At 68.3% G+C, this 18,062-nt stretch carries 9 protein-coding genes; 4 read left to right on the top strand and 5 right to left on the bottom strand.

The window, feature by feature from the left end; translation table 11 throughout:
- The first annotated feature begins 1 nt into the window (after position 1).
- The 3 genes from NX773_RS21090 (at position 2) to ychF (ending at position 3,461) form a co-directional block, all read left to right on the top strand.
- Positions 2–1,090 carry a patatin-like phospholipase family protein gene (locus tag NX773_RS21090; RefSeq protein ID WP_258858239.1) on the top strand — a complete coding sequence of 363 codons (1,089 nt, stop codon included), beginning with the start codon at positions 2–4 and terminating at the stop codon, positions 1,088–1,090.
- 55 nt (positions 1,091–1,145) lie between these two features.
- A complete protein-coding gene (locus NX773_RS21095) occupies positions 1,146–2,249 on the top strand; it encodes a hypothetical protein (protein ID WP_258858240.1) in 1,104 nt (367 codons plus the stop codon).
- A 120-nt stretch (positions 2,250–2,369) separates the two neighbouring features.
- Complete coding sequence (gene ychF, locus NX773_RS21100; RefSeq protein ID WP_258858241.1) at positions 2,370–3,461, top strand: redox-regulated ATPase YchF; 1,092 nt, start codon at positions 2,370–2,372, stop codon at positions 3,459–3,461.
- A 65-nt stretch (positions 3,462–3,526) separates the two neighbouring features.
- Here ychF and NX773_RS21115 read toward each other — a convergent pair whose 3' ends face one another.
- Both NX773_RS21115 and NX773_RS21120 read right to left on the bottom strand, forming a co-directional pair.
- Positions 3,527–11,428, bottom strand: coding sequence for an Ig-like domain-containing protein (locus tag NX773_RS21115; RefSeq protein ID WP_307728739.1), 7,902 nt, complete (start codon positions 11,426–11,428; stop codon positions 3,527–3,529).
- Positions 11,429–11,604: 176 nt separating this feature from the next.
- Positions 11,605–13,425: a phosphoethanolamine transferase gene (locus tag NX773_RS21120; RefSeq protein WP_258858242.1), complete on the bottom strand. Its 1,821-nt coding sequence runs from the start codon at positions 13,423–13,425 to the stop codon at positions 11,605–11,607.
- 236 nt (positions 13,426–13,661) lie between these two features.
- Here NX773_RS21120 and arsA point away from each other — a divergent pair, with 236 nt between their 5' ends.
- Entirely contained in the window at positions 13,662–15,419 is a 1,758-nt protein-coding gene (gene arsA, locus NX773_RS21125) for an arsenical pump-driving ATPase (protein WP_258858331.1), read from the top strand.
- Between the two features lie 39 nt (positions 15,420–15,458).
- Here arsA and NX773_RS21130 read toward each other — a convergent pair whose 3' ends face one another.
- The 3 genes from NX773_RS21130 to NX773_RS21140 are packed head-to-tail and all read right to left on the bottom strand — an operon-like array spanning position 15,459 to position 18,029.
- Entirely contained in the window at positions 15,459–16,697 is a 1,239-nt protein-coding gene (locus tag NX773_RS21130; protein ID WP_258858243.1) for a PGAP1-like alpha/beta domain-containing protein, read from the bottom strand.
- The gene (locus NX773_RS21135) at positions 16,666–17,439 is read right to left on the bottom strand and encodes a tetratricopeptide repeat protein (protein ID WP_258858244.1); all 774 of its coding nucleotides are present in this window, start codon (positions 17,437–17,439) and stop codon (positions 16,666–16,668) included. Before NX773_RS21135 ends, NX773_RS21130 begins: the two co-directional genes overlap by 32 nt.
- 35 nt (positions 17,440–17,474) lie before the next feature.
- Positions 17,475–18,029, bottom strand: a complete 555-nt coding sequence (locus NX773_RS21140; RefSeq protein ID WP_258858245.1) for a phasin family protein — start codon at positions 18,027–18,029, stop codon at positions 17,475–17,477.
- Positions 18,030–18,062: the final 33 nt, after the last annotated feature.

The following is an 18,062-nucleotide window of genomic DNA, read 5'->3' on the forward strand; positions in this document are numbered from 1 at the left end:
CATGAGTGCCCTATCTTTCCACGCCGGGCCCGCCGCGCTGGCCCGGATCCGCGCGCATGGCTTGCGTGCGCAGGACGTCGCCATCATCCCGGCCGCCGCCGGCGGACCCAAGGGGCTGATCTTCCAGCACCTGGACCAGTGGGTGTTCGGGGACTGGCTGCCGTGCGCGCCGCGCGAGCGCACGCTGATCGGCTCGTCCATCGGCGCGTGGCGCATGGCCGCCGCCTGCCAGCGCGATCCGGCCAGGGCGTTCGCCCGGCTCGGCGAACTCTACAGCGGGCAGCGCTACAGCAGCGCCAGGCCCACCCAGGACGAAATCGACGAGGTGGTGCGGGACCTGCTGCGCGAATTCGTCAGCGGCCACGAGGACGACATCGTCAACCACCCGCACCACCGGCTGCACCTCATCACCGTGCGCGGCAAGGGTTCGCTCGCCGCGGCCCGCCTTCCGCGCGCCCAGAAGCTGGGGTTCGCCGCAGCCGCCTTGCATAACCTGGCTTCGCGCGAACGGCTGGGCAACCTGCTCGAACGCGTCGTCATCGGCGACAAGCGCGCCCGCGCCCCGTGGCTGCGCGAGCGCTTCGACAGCTTCACCACCCATTTTCCGGACCTGACGCGGCAGAACCTGGCGTCCGCTCTGCTGGCTTCCGGCACGCTGCCGCTCATCATGAAACCGGTGAGCGGGATCGCGCAAGCGCCGCCGGGCTACTACTGGGACGGCGGCATCATTGACTACAACCTGGCCTTGCCCTACTCAAAAGCGGAGGAGGGCGCGATCGTGCTGTACCCGCACTTTAACGAGCACATCGTGCCCGGCTGGCTGGACAAGGCAATGCCCTGGCGGCGTGCCGCGCGCGGGCCCAACCGGGCCTGGCTGGACAACGTGCTGATCGTCGCGCCGTCGCCCGAATTCAAGCGCACGCTGCCGCGCGCCAAGCTGCCCGACAGGAGCGACTTCAAGTACTACGGCGCCGACCAGGACGAGCGCATCCGCCTCTGGCGCCAGGCGATCGGGCAGGGCGAGCGCCTGCGCGACGAGTTTGCCGCCTTCGTGGAAAAGCCGAACCTCTCCCTCATCCGGCACATCTAAAGGTATTTCGCCGGTCGCGCCGTCATGCGACTCGCGTGGCGCGCGCGACATTGCCATGAAGCGAATGAACACGGTCGTGCTTGCCGCGCTGCTGGCTTCCCTGCTGGCGGGATGCGGCACGGCACGCCTGACGGTGGACGATGGCCGCCAGCTCGACCCGTACCTGCTGTCGGAGATGCGCACCTACGGCGCGGGCGCCCGTGCGGTTCGTCCCGCGATCGTGCGCTCCGCCGCCCTGCACGACAAGGGTTGCAGTCACCAGTACGAGTTGCCGTTCGAGGCGATGACCTCGTACGGGCTGGCGAACGAGGATCAGAAAGTGGCCTGGGCGCGCACGCTCGGCGTCAACGAGCGGCTGAGCGTGATTGCCGCCGACCGTTCGTCCGGGCTGGCCAGGGGCGACGTCATCGCCCAGGTGGACGGCTACCGCAGCCGCAACTCGCTCAAGCTGCTGCAGGCGCTGCGCGACGCGCGCGACCAGGGCAATCCGTTCCGGCTGGTGCTGGCCGGCGGCAGGGCGGTGACGGTAGCGCCGCTGCGCGTCTGCCGTGGTCATGTCGTGCTGGCCTCGCCGTTCCGGCCGCAAGTGCAGAATTACCACTGGCGCTATGCGGTGCATCCGCTGGAAGTGTTTCAGCGCCCGCTCACCGGCGACGAAGCGCAATGGATCGTGCTCTGGACGCAAGGCCTGTCGGAGCGCGGCGGGACGCGAATGAAAACGTATGCGTTCATGATGGGCGGCCTGAAGTGGGCCACCGTGTTCGCCCTTGGCGCGACCGCCAGCAGCGCGGCGGCCTCGTCGCGCAGCGCCTCGGCCGCGGCTGGCGGTTCCTCGGCCGGGCAGGCCGCGGCGGCCCAACTGGCGGGGCAGGCGGGCTCGATGGCGGCGCGCTCGGCGGCGGACCGGGCCACGCTGTCGGGCATCAGCCGCGTGGCGGCCGGGGTGTTCGACCGGGCCGACGCGTGGGCGTTCAGGAACATGGTCAAGCTCGGCATGAATCCACGGGCGGGGCTGACCTTGCACGAGAAGCTGCTGGGTCAGGGGCTGTACGGCAACGCGTTCGTGCTCGATGACGAGCGCCTGGCGGCGATGCGTGTGCTGACCGAGGAGTTGCCGGAGGCGCCGCGCGCGGCTGCGGCGTCCCCCGGCCGGCGCTGACCGCGCTGCGTTCACGCGGGATCAGTTGCTATTTCGCGGCGAAAGCGGGTGGTTTTGCGGCGTTCGGCGCGGTCCCCGGTTACAATACGAGGTTTTCCAAATCGAGCCAGAAAGTCACCCATGAGTCTCAAATGCGGCATCGTCGGCCTGCCCAACGTCGGCAAGTCCACCCTGTTCAACGCCCTGACCAAGGCCGGCATCCCGGCTGAAAACTATCCGTTCTGCACCATCGAGCCGAACGTCGGCGTGGTCGAGGTGCCCGATCCGCGCATGGCCAAGCTGGCCGAGATCGTCAAGCCGGAGCGCATCGTCAACGCCATCGTCGAATTCGTCGACATCGCGGGCCTGGTGGCCGGCGCGTCCAAGGGCGAGGGCCTGGGCAACCAGTTCCTGTCGCACATCCGCGAAACCGACGCGATCGTCAACGTGGTGCGCTGCTTCGAGGACCCGAACGTGGTGCACGTGGCCGGCAAGGTCAGCCCGATCGACGATATCGAGGTGATCCAGACCGAGCTGGCGCTGGCCGACCTGGGCACGGTCGAGAAGGTGTACCACCGCGAGCTCAAGAAGTCGCGCGCCGGCGACAAGGAAGCCATCAAGCTGTGCGCGCTGCTGGAAAAAGTGACGCCGCACCTGAACGAAGGCAAGCCGGTGCGCACGCTGGGCCTGGACGACGAGCAGCTGGAACTGCTCAAGCCGCTGTGCCTGATCACCGCCAAGCCGGCCATGTACGTGGCCAACGTGTCGGACACGGGCTTTACCAACAACCCGCTGCTGGACCAGCTGACCGAGTACGCCAAGGCCCAGAATGCGCCGATCGTGGCGATCTGCGCCGCCATCGAGTCGGAAATCGCCGACCTCGACGACGCTGACAAGGAAGCCTTCCTGGCCGACATGGGCATGGAAGAGCCGGGCCTGGACCGCCTGATCCGCGCCGCCTACAAGCTGCTGGGCCTGCAGACCTACTTCACCGCCGGCGTGAAGGAAGTGCGCGCCTGGACCATCCACATCGGCGACACCGCGCCCAAGGCCGCGGGCGTGATCCACACCGACTTCGAGCGCGGCTTCATCCGCGCGCAGACGATTTCGTACGAGGACTTCATCCAGTACAAGGGCGAGGCCGGCGCCAAGGAAGCGGGCAAGATGCGCGCGGAAGGCAAGGAGTATGTCGTCAAGGACGGCGACGTGCTGAACTTCCTGTTCAACGTCTGAGTCGTCAAGGAATTTCTGCATGAGGAACACCGAGGCGCGGGCCGCAGCCGGCGCCTCGGTGCTCATCAGAGCACGTCAATCGAAGTACCGATCACACCGACCAGTTTGACGTGTTCGGCCGAGTCGGCGAAGGCGAGAACCAAGTCGGTGCGGCTCATGCCCGCGTCGAGCGCGTGGCTCCAGTAGTCGATCTCGGCCGCTGCCCCGCTGCGGTGCAAGCCGGTCTGGTACAGCCACTGGACAAATGGCTGGTTGCCCGTCGGCGGCTGCTTGCCCGCCTCAATGCTGTCGATGAAGCCGGCGGCGATCGCCTGCATCGACATTCCGCTTTCGCTACGCTCGATCCAGTAGTTCAGGCCCGCCTCGTCAGGACGGCGGCCGAACAGCGAATCGTAGAGCCGCACCAGTGTCGCCACGTCGCTCTTTGTGAAATCGAGCTCGCCCGGGGCGCCGTTGGCCCCCATGAAGCGCAAGGTCTCGACGCCGGCCACCCGGTCGGTGCCATCGATGCCGCCGTTGCGCTGGGTGAGGACCAGCAGTCCGTTTTCCACCCGCATCTGGTAGTCCGAACGCCCCGCCCCGCTCAGTTGCAGGATGTCGGTGCCGTTACCGCCGTCGATGAAGTCGTCGCCTTCGCCGCCGGACACCACATCGTTGCCGTCGTCACCGAAAATCCGGTCGTTACCGGCGCCGCCGCCCACGATGTCGTTGCCCGCACCGCCGTGCACGATGTCGTCGCCGGACCCGAGCATCATGTTCTGGCTGGCACTGTCGCCCCAGACGATGTGCGATCCCGGGCCGCCCGTGATGGTCGCGGCGCCCACAATCGCGGCGAACTGCACGTGCTGCAGTTCGATGGCCGCTCCCGGCGCCAGCTTGCTCACATCGACGACCAGCGCCGTGGCTGCGGCACCCGGTGCTTGCGGTGCGGCCGAGATGACCAGGGGGGCGGTGGACGTGCTGCCGCTCGCAGCCGCGGTCGGGATGATGGTCTGCACCAGCAAGGGGTTATCCTTCGGCAGGTCGGACAGGAACTGCGTGCCGCCGGCGGTCATCGCCCCCTGGTCACTTGAGCCGGGCCCGGTGCGGGCCTCGATTGCGCGGAGCAGGTCGGTACCCGACTGGCCTGCCGGCTGTGGCTTGGCAAAGCCCGACACTTCCACGCCCATACCGACGGGCACCTGCGCCTGCAGCAGACTGGAGCCGCCCGCATCCTTGACCAGCGGGATGTCGGCAACGGTATTGTCGCCGACCGCGTCCACCCGGCCCGGGGCGACAACGGGAATGACCATCACTTGCGAGGTGGTGCCGTCGTCCGACACGGTCAGCTGCTGGCGCACGTTGACGCCATCGACAGTGACTTCGGTCTGCTGCGTCACCACGGGCGGCGCGGTCCAGTTGAGCAGCACTCGCCCGGCAAACCCCGCCACCTCGTTGCCGGCAACATCTTTCAGTTCGCTCGATGCCGCCGCTGGATCATAGGCCAGCATCACCTGGGTGCCGCTCTCAACGGCCGAGGTTAGCGCGAGCGACAGTACTTTGGTGCCGGATCCGGAAATCGAGGACGCCACATAGCTGGACCTGCCAGCGGTCAGCAGCAAGCCTGCAGCGCTGGGGTCGAACACCTCCTGGTCGAAGGTGAGCGTGACCGTGTTGCCGTCGACCGCCGCGGTGAGCAAGCTTGGCGCAACGGTGTCGATCTCGACATGCATCGCGTCCGAAGCCAACGACACGTTGCCGGCGGCATCGGTCGCGGTGAAGCTCAGCGCATGCTTACCAGCTGAAAGTGGCGCCGAGATGATCGTCCAGCGCCCGTCGGCTGCCGTCGTTCCGGTACCAAGCGCGGTTTTTCCGTCATCGCCATATAGCGTTACCAGCGTGCCCGGGCCAGCTGTGCCGTTGAACGCAGGGGTAGCGTTGTTCGTGATCCGGTCGGTCGCGCTCACGCCGGTATCGGAAGCGGCGCTCAGGCCTGCGGCGGCGGGCGCGGCCGGCGCTCTGGTATCGAACACGAGCGCCGGGGTGAACGCTGCCACCCCGCTGTTGCCCGCGGCATCGTTGTACAGGCCGGCCGCCACCGTGATGCTGGCGCTGCCGCCGTCGGTGGCGGCATCTGGCGTGAACACGGCTGTGCGCGTGGTGCCGTTGCCGGACAGTGCGCCCAGCGTGCCGCCGCTGACCACGATATCGTCGCCGGTGAAGCTCGCGCCCGGATCCTCGCTGAACGTGAACGTGATGGTTGCCGTCTCGCCGGCCTTGAGCGCCGCCTTGTCGCTGGTGATCGCCAGCGACGGCGCCGCGGTGTCGAAGCTGAGCGGCGGGGCAAGGCCGGCGCCGCCGCCATTGCCGGCGGTGTCCGCATACGATCCGGCGGCGACAGTGATGCCGGCGCTGCCGCCGTTGGTGTTCGCCTGCGGCGTGAACACCGCCGTGCGCGTGGCGCCGCTACCGGCCAGCGCGCCGAGCGTGCCGCCGGTGACCGCGATATCGGCACTGGTGAAGGTGGCGCCCGGATCCTCGCTGAACGTGAAGGTGATGGTTGCCGTTTCGCCGGCCTTCAGGGCGGCCTTGTCGCTGGTGATGGCCAGCGTCGGCGCCGTGGTGTCGACCGTGACCGCCAGGCTGGCCGATGCGGCGCTCGCGTTGCCCGCGGCGTCGATGGCCCGGGCGGTAAGCAGGTGGGTTCCCGCGCCGAGGGCGCTCGTCGTGACCGACCAGCTGCCGTCCCCGGCTGCCGTGGCCGAGCCCAGCACGGTACTGCCGTCGCTGTCGTACACGGTCACGGTGGCGCCCGCTTCGGCCGTGCCGGAGATGACCGGCGCGGTCGTGCGCGTGATGTTGTCGTTGTTGCTGCTGCCGGTGTCGCTGGCGGCGGCCAGGTCCAGCGCCAGCGGCGCCGCCGGCGCACTGGTATCGAACACGAGCGCCGGAGTGGACGCCGCCGCCCCGCTGTTGCCGGCGGCATCGTTGTACAGGCTGGCCGCCACCGTGATGCTGGCGCTGCCGCCGTTGGTGGCGGCATCTGGCGTGAAAACGGCTGTGCGCATGGCGCCGCTGCCGGACAGTGCGCCCAGCGTGCCGCCGCTGACCACGATATCGTCGCTGGTGAAGCTCGCGCCCGGATCCTCGCTGAACGTGAAGGTGATGGTGGCCGTCTCGCCGGCCTTCAGCGCCGCCTTGTCGCTGGAAATGACCAGCGTCGGAGCCGCTGTGTCGAACGCCAGTGCATCCGCCGTGCCGGCGGCGCCGCCGTTGCCGGCGGCGTCGCTGTAGCGGCCCGCGGCTACGCTGATGGCGGCAGCGCCGCCGTTGGTGTTGGCGCTCGGCGTGAATACGGCGGTGCGCACCGCGCCGGTGCCGGATATGGCCCCAAGCGTGCCGCCCGATACGGTGACATCGGCAGCGTCGAAACTGGCGCCCGGGTCGTCGCTGAAGGTGAACGTGATCGCCGCCGTATCTCCTGCCTTGAGCGCGGCCTTGTCGCTGGTGATTGACAGCGTGGGCGCGGCCGTGTCGAACGCCAGCGCGGGGGAGGCGCCCGCCGTGCCGCTGTTGCCTGCGCTGTCCGCATACAGGCCGGGTGCGACGGTGATCGAAGCGGCGCCGCCATTGGTCCCTGCCTGCGGAGTGAACAGCGCGGTACGCACCGTGCCGCTACCGGAAAGCGCGCCAAGGCTGCCGCCGCTGACGGTGATGTCGGCGACGTCGAAGGTGGCGCCGGGATCCTCGCTGAACGTGAACGTGATGGTTGCCGTCTCGCCGGCTTTGAGCGCCGCCTTGTCGCTGGTGATCGCCAGCGACGGCGCCGCGGTGTCGAAGCTGAGCGGCGGGGCAAGGCCGGCGCCGCCGCTATTGCCGGCGGTGTCCGCATACGATCCGGCGCCGACAGTGATGCCGGCGCTGCCGCCGTTGGTGTTCGCCTGCGGCGTGAACACCGCCGTGCGCGTGGCGCCGCTACCGGCCAGCGCGCCCAGCGTGCCGCCGGTGACCGCGATGTCGGCACTGGTGAAGGTGGCGCCCGGATCCTCGCTGAACGTGAAGGTGATGGTTGCCGTCTCGCCGGCCTTCAGGGCGGCCTTGTCGCTGGTGATGGCCAGCGTCGGCGCCGTGGTGTCGACCGTGACCGCCAGGCTGGCCGATGCGGCGCTCGCGTTGCCCGCGGCGTCGATGGCCCGGGCGGTAAGCAGGTGGGTTCCCGCGCCGAGGGCGCTCGTCGTGACCGACCAGCTGCCGTCGCCGGCCGCCGTGGCCGAGCCCAGCACGGTACTGCCGTCGCTGTCGTACACGGTCACGGTGGCGCCCGCTTCGGCCGTGCCGGAGATGACCGGCGCGGTCGTGCGCGTGATGTTGTCGCTGTTGCTGCTGCCTGTGTCGCTGGCGGCGGCCAGGTCCAGCGCCAGCGGCGCCGCCGGCGCACTGGTATCGAACACGAGCGCCGGAGTGGATGCCGCCGCCCCGCTGTTGCCCGCGGCATCGTTGTACAGGCCGGCCGCCACCGTGATGCTGGCGCTGCCGCCGTTGGTGGCGGCATCTGGCGTGAACACGGCTGTGCGCGTGGCGCCGCTGCCGGACAGTGCGCCCAGCGTGCCGCCGCTGACCACGACATCGTCGCTGGTGAAGCTCGCGCCCGGATCCTCGCTGAACGTGAAGGTGATGGCGGCCGTCTCGCCGGCCTTGAGCGCCGCCTTGTCGCTGGAAATCGCCAGCGACGGTCCGGTGGTGTCGACGGTCACTTGCAGCGGCGCGGAGGCTGCGCTGGCGTTGCCGGCAGCGTCGCGCGCACGCGCGGTCAGCGTGTGCGTACCGTCGGCAAGCGCACTGGAAGTGATCGACCAGCTGCCATCCCCGCCTGCGGTTGCGCTGCCTAGCGCGGTGCTGCCATCGCTGCCGTACAGCGTAACCGTCGTGCCCGCTGTGGCGGTGCCGGAAACAAGCGGCGCCCTGTTGCGCGTGATGTTATCGCTGTCGCTGGCGCCGGTGTCGCTGGCGGCCGACAGGTCGAGCGCCAGCGGGGCCGCGGGCACGGCGGTGTCGAACGTGAGCGACGGGCTGGCACCGGCGTCGCCCACATTGCCGGCCGCGTCGGCATAACGGCCCGCTGCCACGGTAATGCTGGCCGAACCGGCATCGGTGTTCGCGTCTGGCGTGAACACCGCGGTGCGGGTGGTCCCGCTGCCGGACAGGCTGCCCAGCGTGCCGCCACTGACCGCGATGTCGGTGGCGTCGAAGGTCGCGCCCGGATCCTCGCTGAACGTGAAGGTGATGGTCGCGGTCTCGCCCGCGCGCAATGCAGCCTTGTCGCTCGCAATGGCCAGCGACGGTGCCGCGGTATCGAAGGTCAGTGCCGGGGTGGCGCCTGCGCCGCCGTCGTTGCCAGCGCTATCGCTGTAGCTGCCCGCCGCGACCGTGATGCCGGCCGTGCCGCCGTTAGTATTGGCGGACGGCGTGAACACCGCGGTGCGGGTGTTCCCGCTGCCGGAGAGCGTGCCGAGCGTGCCGCCGGTGACGGCGATATCGTTGGCATCGAAGCTGCTTCCCGGGTCTTCGCTGAACGTCAACGTGACCGTTGCCGTTTCCCCGGCCTTGAGGCTCGCCTTGTCGCTGGTAATCGCCAAGGTCGGGGCGACGGCGTCGATCGTGACCGCAAGGCCAGTCGAGGCCGCGCTGTCGTTGCCCGCCGTGTCGGTGGCCTTGGCAGTGATCGTATGGGTGCCTGAACCCAGTGCATCGGTTGTCACCGCCCAGTGGCCATTGCCTGCCGCGCTGCCCCGTCCGATCACCGTGATGCCGTCGCTGTCGTACAGCGTGATCGCGGCCCCGGCCTCTGCAGTGCCCTCGATCAGGGGCGTGGGCAGTTTGGTCAGCTTATCCGTATTGCTGTCTCCGGTGTCGCTGGCGGTGGCCAGGTCCAGCGCCTGCGGCGCCGCCGGGGGCTTGGTGTCATAGGCCAGCAGATTCACGTATGTAAACGAATTGCCATTGCCGGCCGGGTCCTGGAACGCGTTGGTGGGCACCTCGATCTGCGCCGTGCCGGTTGCGTCGGGGGTGGGCGTGAACACCGCGGTAAACGTCGTACCGCTGCCGCTCAGCGGACCGAGCGTGCCGCCGGTCACGGTGATGTCGCTTCTGGTGAAGGTGGCGCCCGGGTCCTCAATGAAGCCGAAGGTCACGGTCGCGGTCTCGCCGGCCTTCAGCACGCTCTTGTCGCTGGTAATGCTGACCGGCCCGGCAACGGTGTCGAGTGTGACCTCCAGTATCGCCGAGGCGGCGCTCTCATTGCCGGCCGCGTCGGTTGCCGTGGCGCGCAGCCGATGCACGTTGGTGGGCAGTGGGATGGTGGTGATCGACCAGCTGCCGTCGCCTGCCGCGGTGGTCGTGCCGTACACCGTGGTGCCGTCGTTCCCGTACAGCTTGACGGTAGCACCGGCCTCGGCCGTGCCGGTGATGACGACCGTCGGGATATTGGTCCAGTTGTCGGTGTTGCTGAAGCCGCTGTCGCTGCCTGCTGCCAGGTCGAGCGCCAGCGGCGCGGCCGGCGCCCTGGTGTCGAAGCTGAGCGATGACAGGCTGGCAGCCTTGCCCTGGTTGCCATACCCGTCCGTGTACGAGTTCGCGGGCACGGCGATGCTGGCCGTACCGGCATTTACGTCCGCCGTTGGGGTGAACACCGCACTGCGGGTGGCGCCGGCGCCGGACAGCGCGCCAAGTGTGCCACCTGTGACCAGGATATCGGTGCTGTCGAAACTGGCGCCGGGGTCGCGGCTGAAGGTGAACGTGATGGTGGCTGTTTCGCCCACCTTGAGGGCGGGCTTGTCGCTGGTGATCGACACGGTTGGCGCTGCCAGGTAGGGCAGGTTGAGGCTCCAGGGTGCGTTGCCATTGCCGGCCGGGTCCTGGAACGCGTTGCCTGGCACCTCGATCTGCGCCGTTCCACTTGCGTCGGGCGTGGGCGTGAACACCGCGGTAAAGGCGGGATAGCTGCCGCTCAGCGGACCGAGCGTGCCGCCTGCGACGATGATGTCGCTGCTCGTGAAGGTGGTGCCCGGGTTCTCGATGAACCCGAAGGTGATGGTCGCGGTCTCGCCGGGCATCAGCACGCTCTTGTCGCTGGTAATGCTGATCGGCCCGGCCTCGGTGTCGAGTGTGACCTCCAGTATCGCCGAGGCGGCACTCTCGTTGCCGGCCGCGTCGGTTGCCGTCGCGCGCAGCCGGTGCACGTTGGTGGGCAGTGGGATGGTGGTGATCGACCAGCTGCCGTCGCCTGCCGCGGTGGTCGTGCCGTACACCGTGGTGCCGTCGTTCCCGTACAGCTTGACGGTGGTACCGGGCTGGGCCATGCCGGTGATGACCACCGTCGGGATATTGGTCCAGTTGTCGGTATTGCTAAAGCCGCTGTCGCTGGCTGCTGCCAGGTCCAGTCCGGTCGGGGCGGCAGGGGGGACGCCACCGAGGACCTGGTCGAATCCGATGGCACTGAGCGTCATCGTCTCGATTGCGCCGGTGCCGGCCTCAAGCCGCCAGTCGCCGCCCAGTGCGGCGGAGCCCGTAAGGCCAGTGGAGGCAGCGATATCGGCCCCGGTCAGCCCGGCCAGCTTGTCGATGAACACCTGCCCGACGGCGCCCCCTGCCACGGAGCATCCGTACAGGAGCAGGTCGCCGTCCGGGTTCAGCGCCCGGCCGAGTTCCTGGAACAGCAGCCGTACCGCCGGATCGTCCAGGCGCTGCGCATCGATGGTTTCGCGGCCCAGCGTCAGCGCCCCGTCCGTGCCGTGCGACAGCACATGGATCGCATCGTAGCCGGCGTGCGAGGCGGCCCACGCAGCCATCTGTTCGAGCCCGCTGCCCGCCGCGTCCAGCAAGACGACTTCCACCCCTTCCGGTACGGCAGCCACAAGCGAAGCGTAGTTCGTTACGCTGGTGTCGATGAAAGCAACTTGCTTGCCGGGGAAGGTCGGGAGTAAGTTCATTGTAAGGATCGCGAATGCGAGAAATATACAGGCTGAAATTTCAAGATTTATATCAAAAAAATTGCTCTAAAGCTATGAATCTCGTAGCTTTTAGTCAACTTCTATCTGGGTCGCCCGGTCCGGTTGAGGCGCAACCGCGTCTCGGGCATGCAGGGTGTTTCGGCGCAAGCCAAGGCTCAGCGCGCTTTCGGGTTCCCCAGGCCATGGCCGCTGCCGGCGAGCGCAGGCAGCTTGTCCTTGGGCTTGCCGGCCACCAGCAAGTGGCAGGCGCCACGCGTGGTTGCGCTGTCCCAGTCGATCGGCTCGGGCGCGTTCACCCATCGCGTCTGCGCCCGGAACGCTGCGCTGGCCAGGCTGCGCGACTGGTCGAGCTGCGTGGTGTCGATCGCGGCCAGGTCGAGCATGGTCGGCAGGATCGCTTCGGTGGTGATCGGCGCTGACGCGTTCTTCACCAGCCGTTCGACACGGGCCGGCCATTGCGCCTTGTATTGGTGCGAGACCCAGGCCATGGCCGCGACCGGGAATTCCTGCCGGCCTGAACTGCCGTGGCCGGACCGCCCGCAGTCGCCGTCGAACAGGGTCTCGCCGTGGTCCGCAGCGTAAACCAGCGCCGAGACGGCGTCTTGCCGGCCGACTGTCTCGATGATGCGGGCCAGCACGTAGTCGGTGTAGTGCATCGCGTTGTCGTAGGAATTCTCGACAGCGAGCTTGTTGCGCCGGTCGTGGTGGTCCGGATCGTGCTGCGAACGCAGCGACGGCTGGAGGATGTCGAACGCAGGCGGATAGCGCCGTTGGTACGAGTCATGCGAGCCAAGCATGTGCAGGACGAAGAACTGCTTCTGCTCATGCCGCGCGAGGAATTTGGCCAACGGCTCGATCAAGTGTTCGTCGTACAGGCCGTCCATGTGCATCGTGCGGATCGACAGGTTCATGAAGACGACTTCGTCGGCTTCGCGCGAAAAGTGCGAGACCTCGGTTTCGCGCATGCCGATCGGCTGCTGGTTCGAGATCCAGTAGGTCTTGAAGCCGGCTTCACGGAACGCGCTGACCAGCGACCTGGCGCGGTCGCGCCCTTGCTCCTGCGGCAGCGGCGGCGTGAGCATCGTGGGCACCGAGAGGTTGGTGTAGGTGAACGGCGTGATGATGTCGTGGAGCGGAATGACGTTTTCCTGCCGGGCGAGGAAGGAAGGCAGGCCACGGGTGTAGCCGTTCAGGACGAAGCGGTCGGCGCGCGCGGTCTCTCCAATCACCAGCACGTAGATTTGCCTGGCTGCCGGCGGGTGGAGCTGGCGCGCGTGGTAACGGAACAAGGCGCGCTGTTGTTCGGCGTGGCGCAGGTAGGTGTTCTCGCGACAGAACTCGCCGAGCGAGATGAAGCGGCCAAGCGGGAAGATCGGGCGCACGTTGGCAAGCGGGGCAAACAGGCCGTCGTCGGCCTTCTTGACGGCCGCGGCCAGCCCGGCGTGCCCGGAGTCGAGCAGCAAGCGCTCGGCGGCCGGGGCGGCGGGAAACTGCAGCATCAAGGCGGCCAGCAAGGCCAGGACGGCGCGCGCGGCGCGGCGTGTGCCGCGCTGGTAGCAGCGCCAGTTCTGCCCCAACCCGCGGCGCGCGGCCCGTGCCGTCATCAGCCAGATGCCGGCCGCAAACAGCGTGCAGCACAGCAGGCTCGTGGCGCGGCCGCGCATGAAGTCCGTCGCTTCGATCAGGTTGCTGTCGCTGATCGACAGGAACACTGGCGTGCCCGGAGGCTCCTGGTAAACCAAAAAGAAGAACAGGTCGAACGGCAGCAGGACAAGCAGGAAGAAGGCCGAGTAGTACACGGCGCGCTCGAAGCTGGCGAAGGCCAGGTGCCACACGCAGAAGAAGGCCAGCGTCAGCAGCACCTTTTCGACACTGACGAGCCTGAAGTCGGACAGCAGGAAGCAAAGCGAGGGCGACAGCCACGCCAGCAGGTAGGCGGGAAGCGCCAGCTTCGTCCAGGCGGGCCAGGTCTTCATGAACGGTGCGTGACACTCTCGGAGCGACAAGACGAAGCAAGGTTATCCCTGTGTCCCGCTGATCGGTTTGCGCGAGCCCAAGGCTGGCGCTCACCCCAATCCGTGCCGCATATTCCTGGTTGCCGCGGTACGGTCGGTTGTACTATTGAACCATGTAAACGACACGGCCGCGCGGCCAATGCATCACTTGGGAAGGATTGACGATGACTATTCGGGCCTCTGGCGAGCTGGCACCCATGCATTTCATGCATCAAGCGCCGCGCCATCTCTTCTTCACTGGCAAGGGCGGCGTCGGCAAGACCTCGATCGCCTGTGCGACGGCCGTGCAACTGGCTGCCGAGGGCAAGCGTGTCCTGCTGGTGAGTACGGACCCGGCCTCGAACGTGGGCCAAGTGTTTGGGCAAGATATCGGCAACAAGATCACCGCGATCCCCGCCGTACCGAATTTGTTCGCACTTGAAATCGATCCGGAGGCGGCGGCGCAGGCCTATCGCGATCGCATCGTCGGCCCGGTGCGCGGCGTGCTGCCGGAGCCGGTGGTCAAGGGCATCGAGGAACAGCTTTCCGGCGCCTGCACCACCGAGATCGCCGCCTTCGACGAGTTCACTGCGCTGCTGATCGACTCGGCCCTGACCGAAGGCTACCAACACATCATCTTCGATACCGCACCCACCGGCCACACGATCCGCCTGCTGCAACTGCCCGGCGCGTGGAGCGGGTTCCTCGAGGAAGGCAAGGGCGATGCCTCGTGCCTGGGCCCCCTGGCGGGGCTGGAAAAGCAGCGCGTCCAATACAAGGCGGCCGTTGACGCCCTGGCCGATCCGTCGAGCACCCGCCTGGTGCTGGTTGCGCGTGCCCAGCGCGCGGCGCTGCGGGAGGTGGCCCGGACGCATGAAGAGCTGGCCGCCATCGGCATTTCGCAACAGTACCTCGTCATCAATGGCGTTCTTCCCGCCAGCGAGGCCGAGCGCGATGCGCTGGCCGCCGCGATTCACCGATTGGAGCAGACAGCCCTTGCGGCCATGCCGGATGTGCTCAAGCCGCTCCCCCGGGACCAGATTGCCCTGAAGCCGTTTAACCTGGTAGGCCTGGACGCCCTGCGCCACCTGCTGGTGGACACTGCCCCCGCCAGCGCGCCGGCCGCCGTGGCACTGCCACCCCAACTCGACGCGCCCAACCTGTCGTCCCTGGTCGATGACATTGCCGGCGATGGACATGGCCTGGTCATGCTCATGGGGAAGGGCGGCGTGGGCAAGACCACGCTGGCGGCCGCCGTCGCGGTGGAACTGGCGCAGCGCGGGCTGCCCGTGCACCTGACGACTTCCGATCCGGCCGCGCATCTGGCGGAAACCCTGGACGGGTCACTGCCCAACCTCACCGTCAGTCGCATTGATCCGCATGCAGCGACGCAGCGCTATCGCCAGCATGTGATGGAAACCAAGGGGGCCAGGCTCGACGCCCAGGGACGTGCCCTGCTGGAGGAAGACTTGCGCTCCCCGTGCACTGAAGAGATCGCCGTGTTCCAGGCGTTCTCCCGCGTCATCCGCGAGGCGGGCAGGAAGTTCGTGGTGATGGATACGGCGCCCACCGGCCACACGCTGTTGCTGCTGGACGCCACCGGCGCCTATCACCGCGAAGTGACACGCCAGATGGGCAACACCGGGGTGCACTACACGACGCCGATGATGCAGCTGCAAGACCCCAGGCAAACCAAGGTGCTCATCGTCACCCTTGCCGAAACCACGCCCGTGCTCGAAGCGGCGAACCTGCAATCGGATCTGCGGCGCGCGGGGATCGAGCCGTGGGCGTGGATCGTCAACAACAGCGTGGCCGCCGCGCATCCGGACTCGCCGCTGCTGCGCCAGCGCGCGCATAATGAGCTGCGCGAGATCGATGCGGTGGCAAGGCAGCATGCCCGGCGTTTCGCTGTCGTGCCGCTCTTGAAGGAAGAGCCGGTCGGCGTGGAGCGGCTGCGCGACCTGGCGCACCACTGAACGCGCGGGCCGCATCACGCACACGGGCGCCGGCAGCGGTCAGGTGTCCGCTGCGCGCGGCGCCAGCCATTCCTTCAGCTTGTCGTACACCTCGCTGCGGCTGAGCAGGTCGAGGTGGTGGATGCCGAACGCGATCCACTGCCGGGCGGCCGGAAAGCGCAGGGTGCGCAGGGCGTCGGTGTGGCGGCCGAGCGCGGTGTCGAGCGGGATCACGCCGTCGCCGAGGAAGCGGTCGCGGATGTCGCCCAGCCGCCGCCCGGTGGTGCCGGCGATGGTGTAGCACTTCACGCCGCGCGGCAGCGGCACCGGGCGCCGGTCGTCGGCCTGCTCGAAGCGGTCGCGGCCATGCCAGTCCTCGTCCACCAGGTTGCCGTAGCGTAGGTCGGTGATGCCGGCGCTGCGCAGGCGCGCCACCTGTGTCACCGGGGCGGCAAAGGCTGCCCGGCCAATCATTTCGACGAGCCAGTTGCCGTTGCGTTCCAGCGGGGCGCCGTGGTGCGGGGTGCCGAGGAACACCAGGTGCCTGAGCTTGCGGGTCCACCTGTGGCGCGCCTTCTTGCCGTAGTGGCAGGCGCTGCGCGCGACCAGCCCGCCCATGCTGTGGCCGATGAGCGCGATTTCCTCGACCTCGACCGGCCAGTTGGCCACGAGCTGTTCCAGCACCTGGGCGAACTCGCGCCCGTTGACCGAGATATGCCGGCCGGTGTTGTAGCTCAGGTAGAGCGCAGTGTAGCCGAGGTCGCGTTCGAGCGCCGCGCCGTGGTCGTGGTGGTTGCGGCGCCATTGCAGGTCGCAGCGGCACAGGCCATGCACCAGCACCAGCAGCTTGCCGGTGGCGCCCGGGATCTCACGCGCCAGCGCTGGCCGTTGCAAATCGAGCGCCTGGCCGTGCCGGCGCAGGCGCATGGGAATGGCGAGCGGATTGTCGCCGTCGGCCAGCCGGTCGCCAAAAAAGCCGTTCAGCGCGGCCAGTACCGATTCGCGCTCGGGCGAGGAGGGCCGGTGTCCCGGCAGCACGGCAGGCGCAAGCAAGCGGTCCACCCAGCGCCCGGCTACCGCGTGCGCCAGGCGCGCCCGCGCGTAGGCGCCGGCGCCGAAGCTGCCGATCCGGCCGCGCGCCAGCCACCTGCCGGCCAGCGCCTTGTGCGTGTCTTCCACCAGGTCGAGCGCGGCGCCAAAGGCCGACAGGCCGATGCGGCCGATGCCGTGCAGGTCCGATCCGTGCAGGTGACGCCGCCAGCCGCCGCTATGGCTCGAGTTTCTTTCTTGCGCGTTCAATGTCCAGCTTCTCCATCGCGTCGTGCGGCTCGAGCGAAGCGGCCTGCTGGCATAGCAGCGCAGCTTCGTTCTCCTTGTCGCCGCCATCGAGCATGATGAGGGCATTCGCGTATTCGATGCGCGCGATTGCCGAGCGAACATTGATCTCAAGCGCCGCGCGGAAGTGGCGCAAGGCCGCGTCGCGGCTGGCGCCGTAGGTCAGTTTGGCGACCAGCGCGCCGATCTTGTCGATGATCTCGGCATGGTAGACGCCGAGTGCGATGTGGGCGTCCGCATGGCGCGGCGCCAGTTCGAGCGTGCGCTCCAGGCTGTGGCGCACGCGGCCGGCAATACCCTGCGCCAGTGCGGCCGCCACCGAGATGTCCTGCGCGTAGCGCCCCAGCGCGACCGCGTGCCAGTAGAAGCCGGCCGGGTTGCGCGGCTCCTGCTCCTGCTGTTCCTCGCAGCGCTCCGCCACTTCCAGCAAGCGGGCGCGCCGCTTCTGCACGCCGCCTTCGAGGTACACGGCATGGATGCAGGACGCCTTGTGCGCCGCCGCGTAGCCCTCGACACCGGCGGCCAGCCCCTTGTGCGCCGCCTCTTCGAACTGGCCGGCGTGAAACGCGATCCACGCCTCGAGCACTTGCGGCAGCTGCGGAAACGGCTCGGCGTCGCCAAGGTGCAGTTGCGGCCACGCCCGTTTCAACCTGGCGGGCGTGTACACGTACGCCGGGTCGGGATAGGGAAACTTGGCCCAGGCCATCGCTTGCCTTTGTCGAGCCGGCCGGCGCCAGCCTGTCAGTGCGAGGCCGGCCGTGCCTGGCGCTTGGCCGCCGCGCGCGCCCCGCCTTTCAGGGCCGCGCCCTTGGCCGCCAGCTTGGCCGCGGGCTTGCCGGGCGGCTTGGCGGCGCTTTTGGCGGCGGTCTTGCGCGCGGCCGGCTTGGGCGCCTGCATCTGCGTTGCCACCATTTGCTTGAGCTCCTCCACCTGGCGCTGCAGCGCTTCCACGTCATCGTGCGATGGCACGCCCAGGCTGCGCAGCGCGCGCGCCACCCGGTCCTCGAAGATCTTCTCAAGCTTGTCCCACGAGCCGCTCGCCTGGCGGCTCACGTTCTCGGCCAGCTTGGAGATGGTGCCGCCCGGGGAATAGCCCTTGTCGGGCTTGAGCCGTTCGGTCAGCTTTTGCAGCTCGCCGCCTTCCTGCACCAGCTTGTCGAACAGTTCGCTGCCTTCTTTCTGGGCGCGCGCAAACGCGCCAAGCCCGGCCACCCAGATTTGCTGGGCCGAGGTGAACACCGCGTCCACCAGCGCGTTCTGTTCCGGGTTTGCCGGTTCCTTCGCTTTCCTGACCATGTCGTTCCCCCCAAAAGTCCAATGCTGCGTGGA

It is taken from the genome of Massilia solisilvae, assembly GCF_024753215.1.
GTDB classification, from domain to species: domain Bacteria; phylum Pseudomonadota; class Gammaproteobacteria; order Burkholderiales; family Burkholderiaceae_D; genus Telluria; species Telluria solisilvae.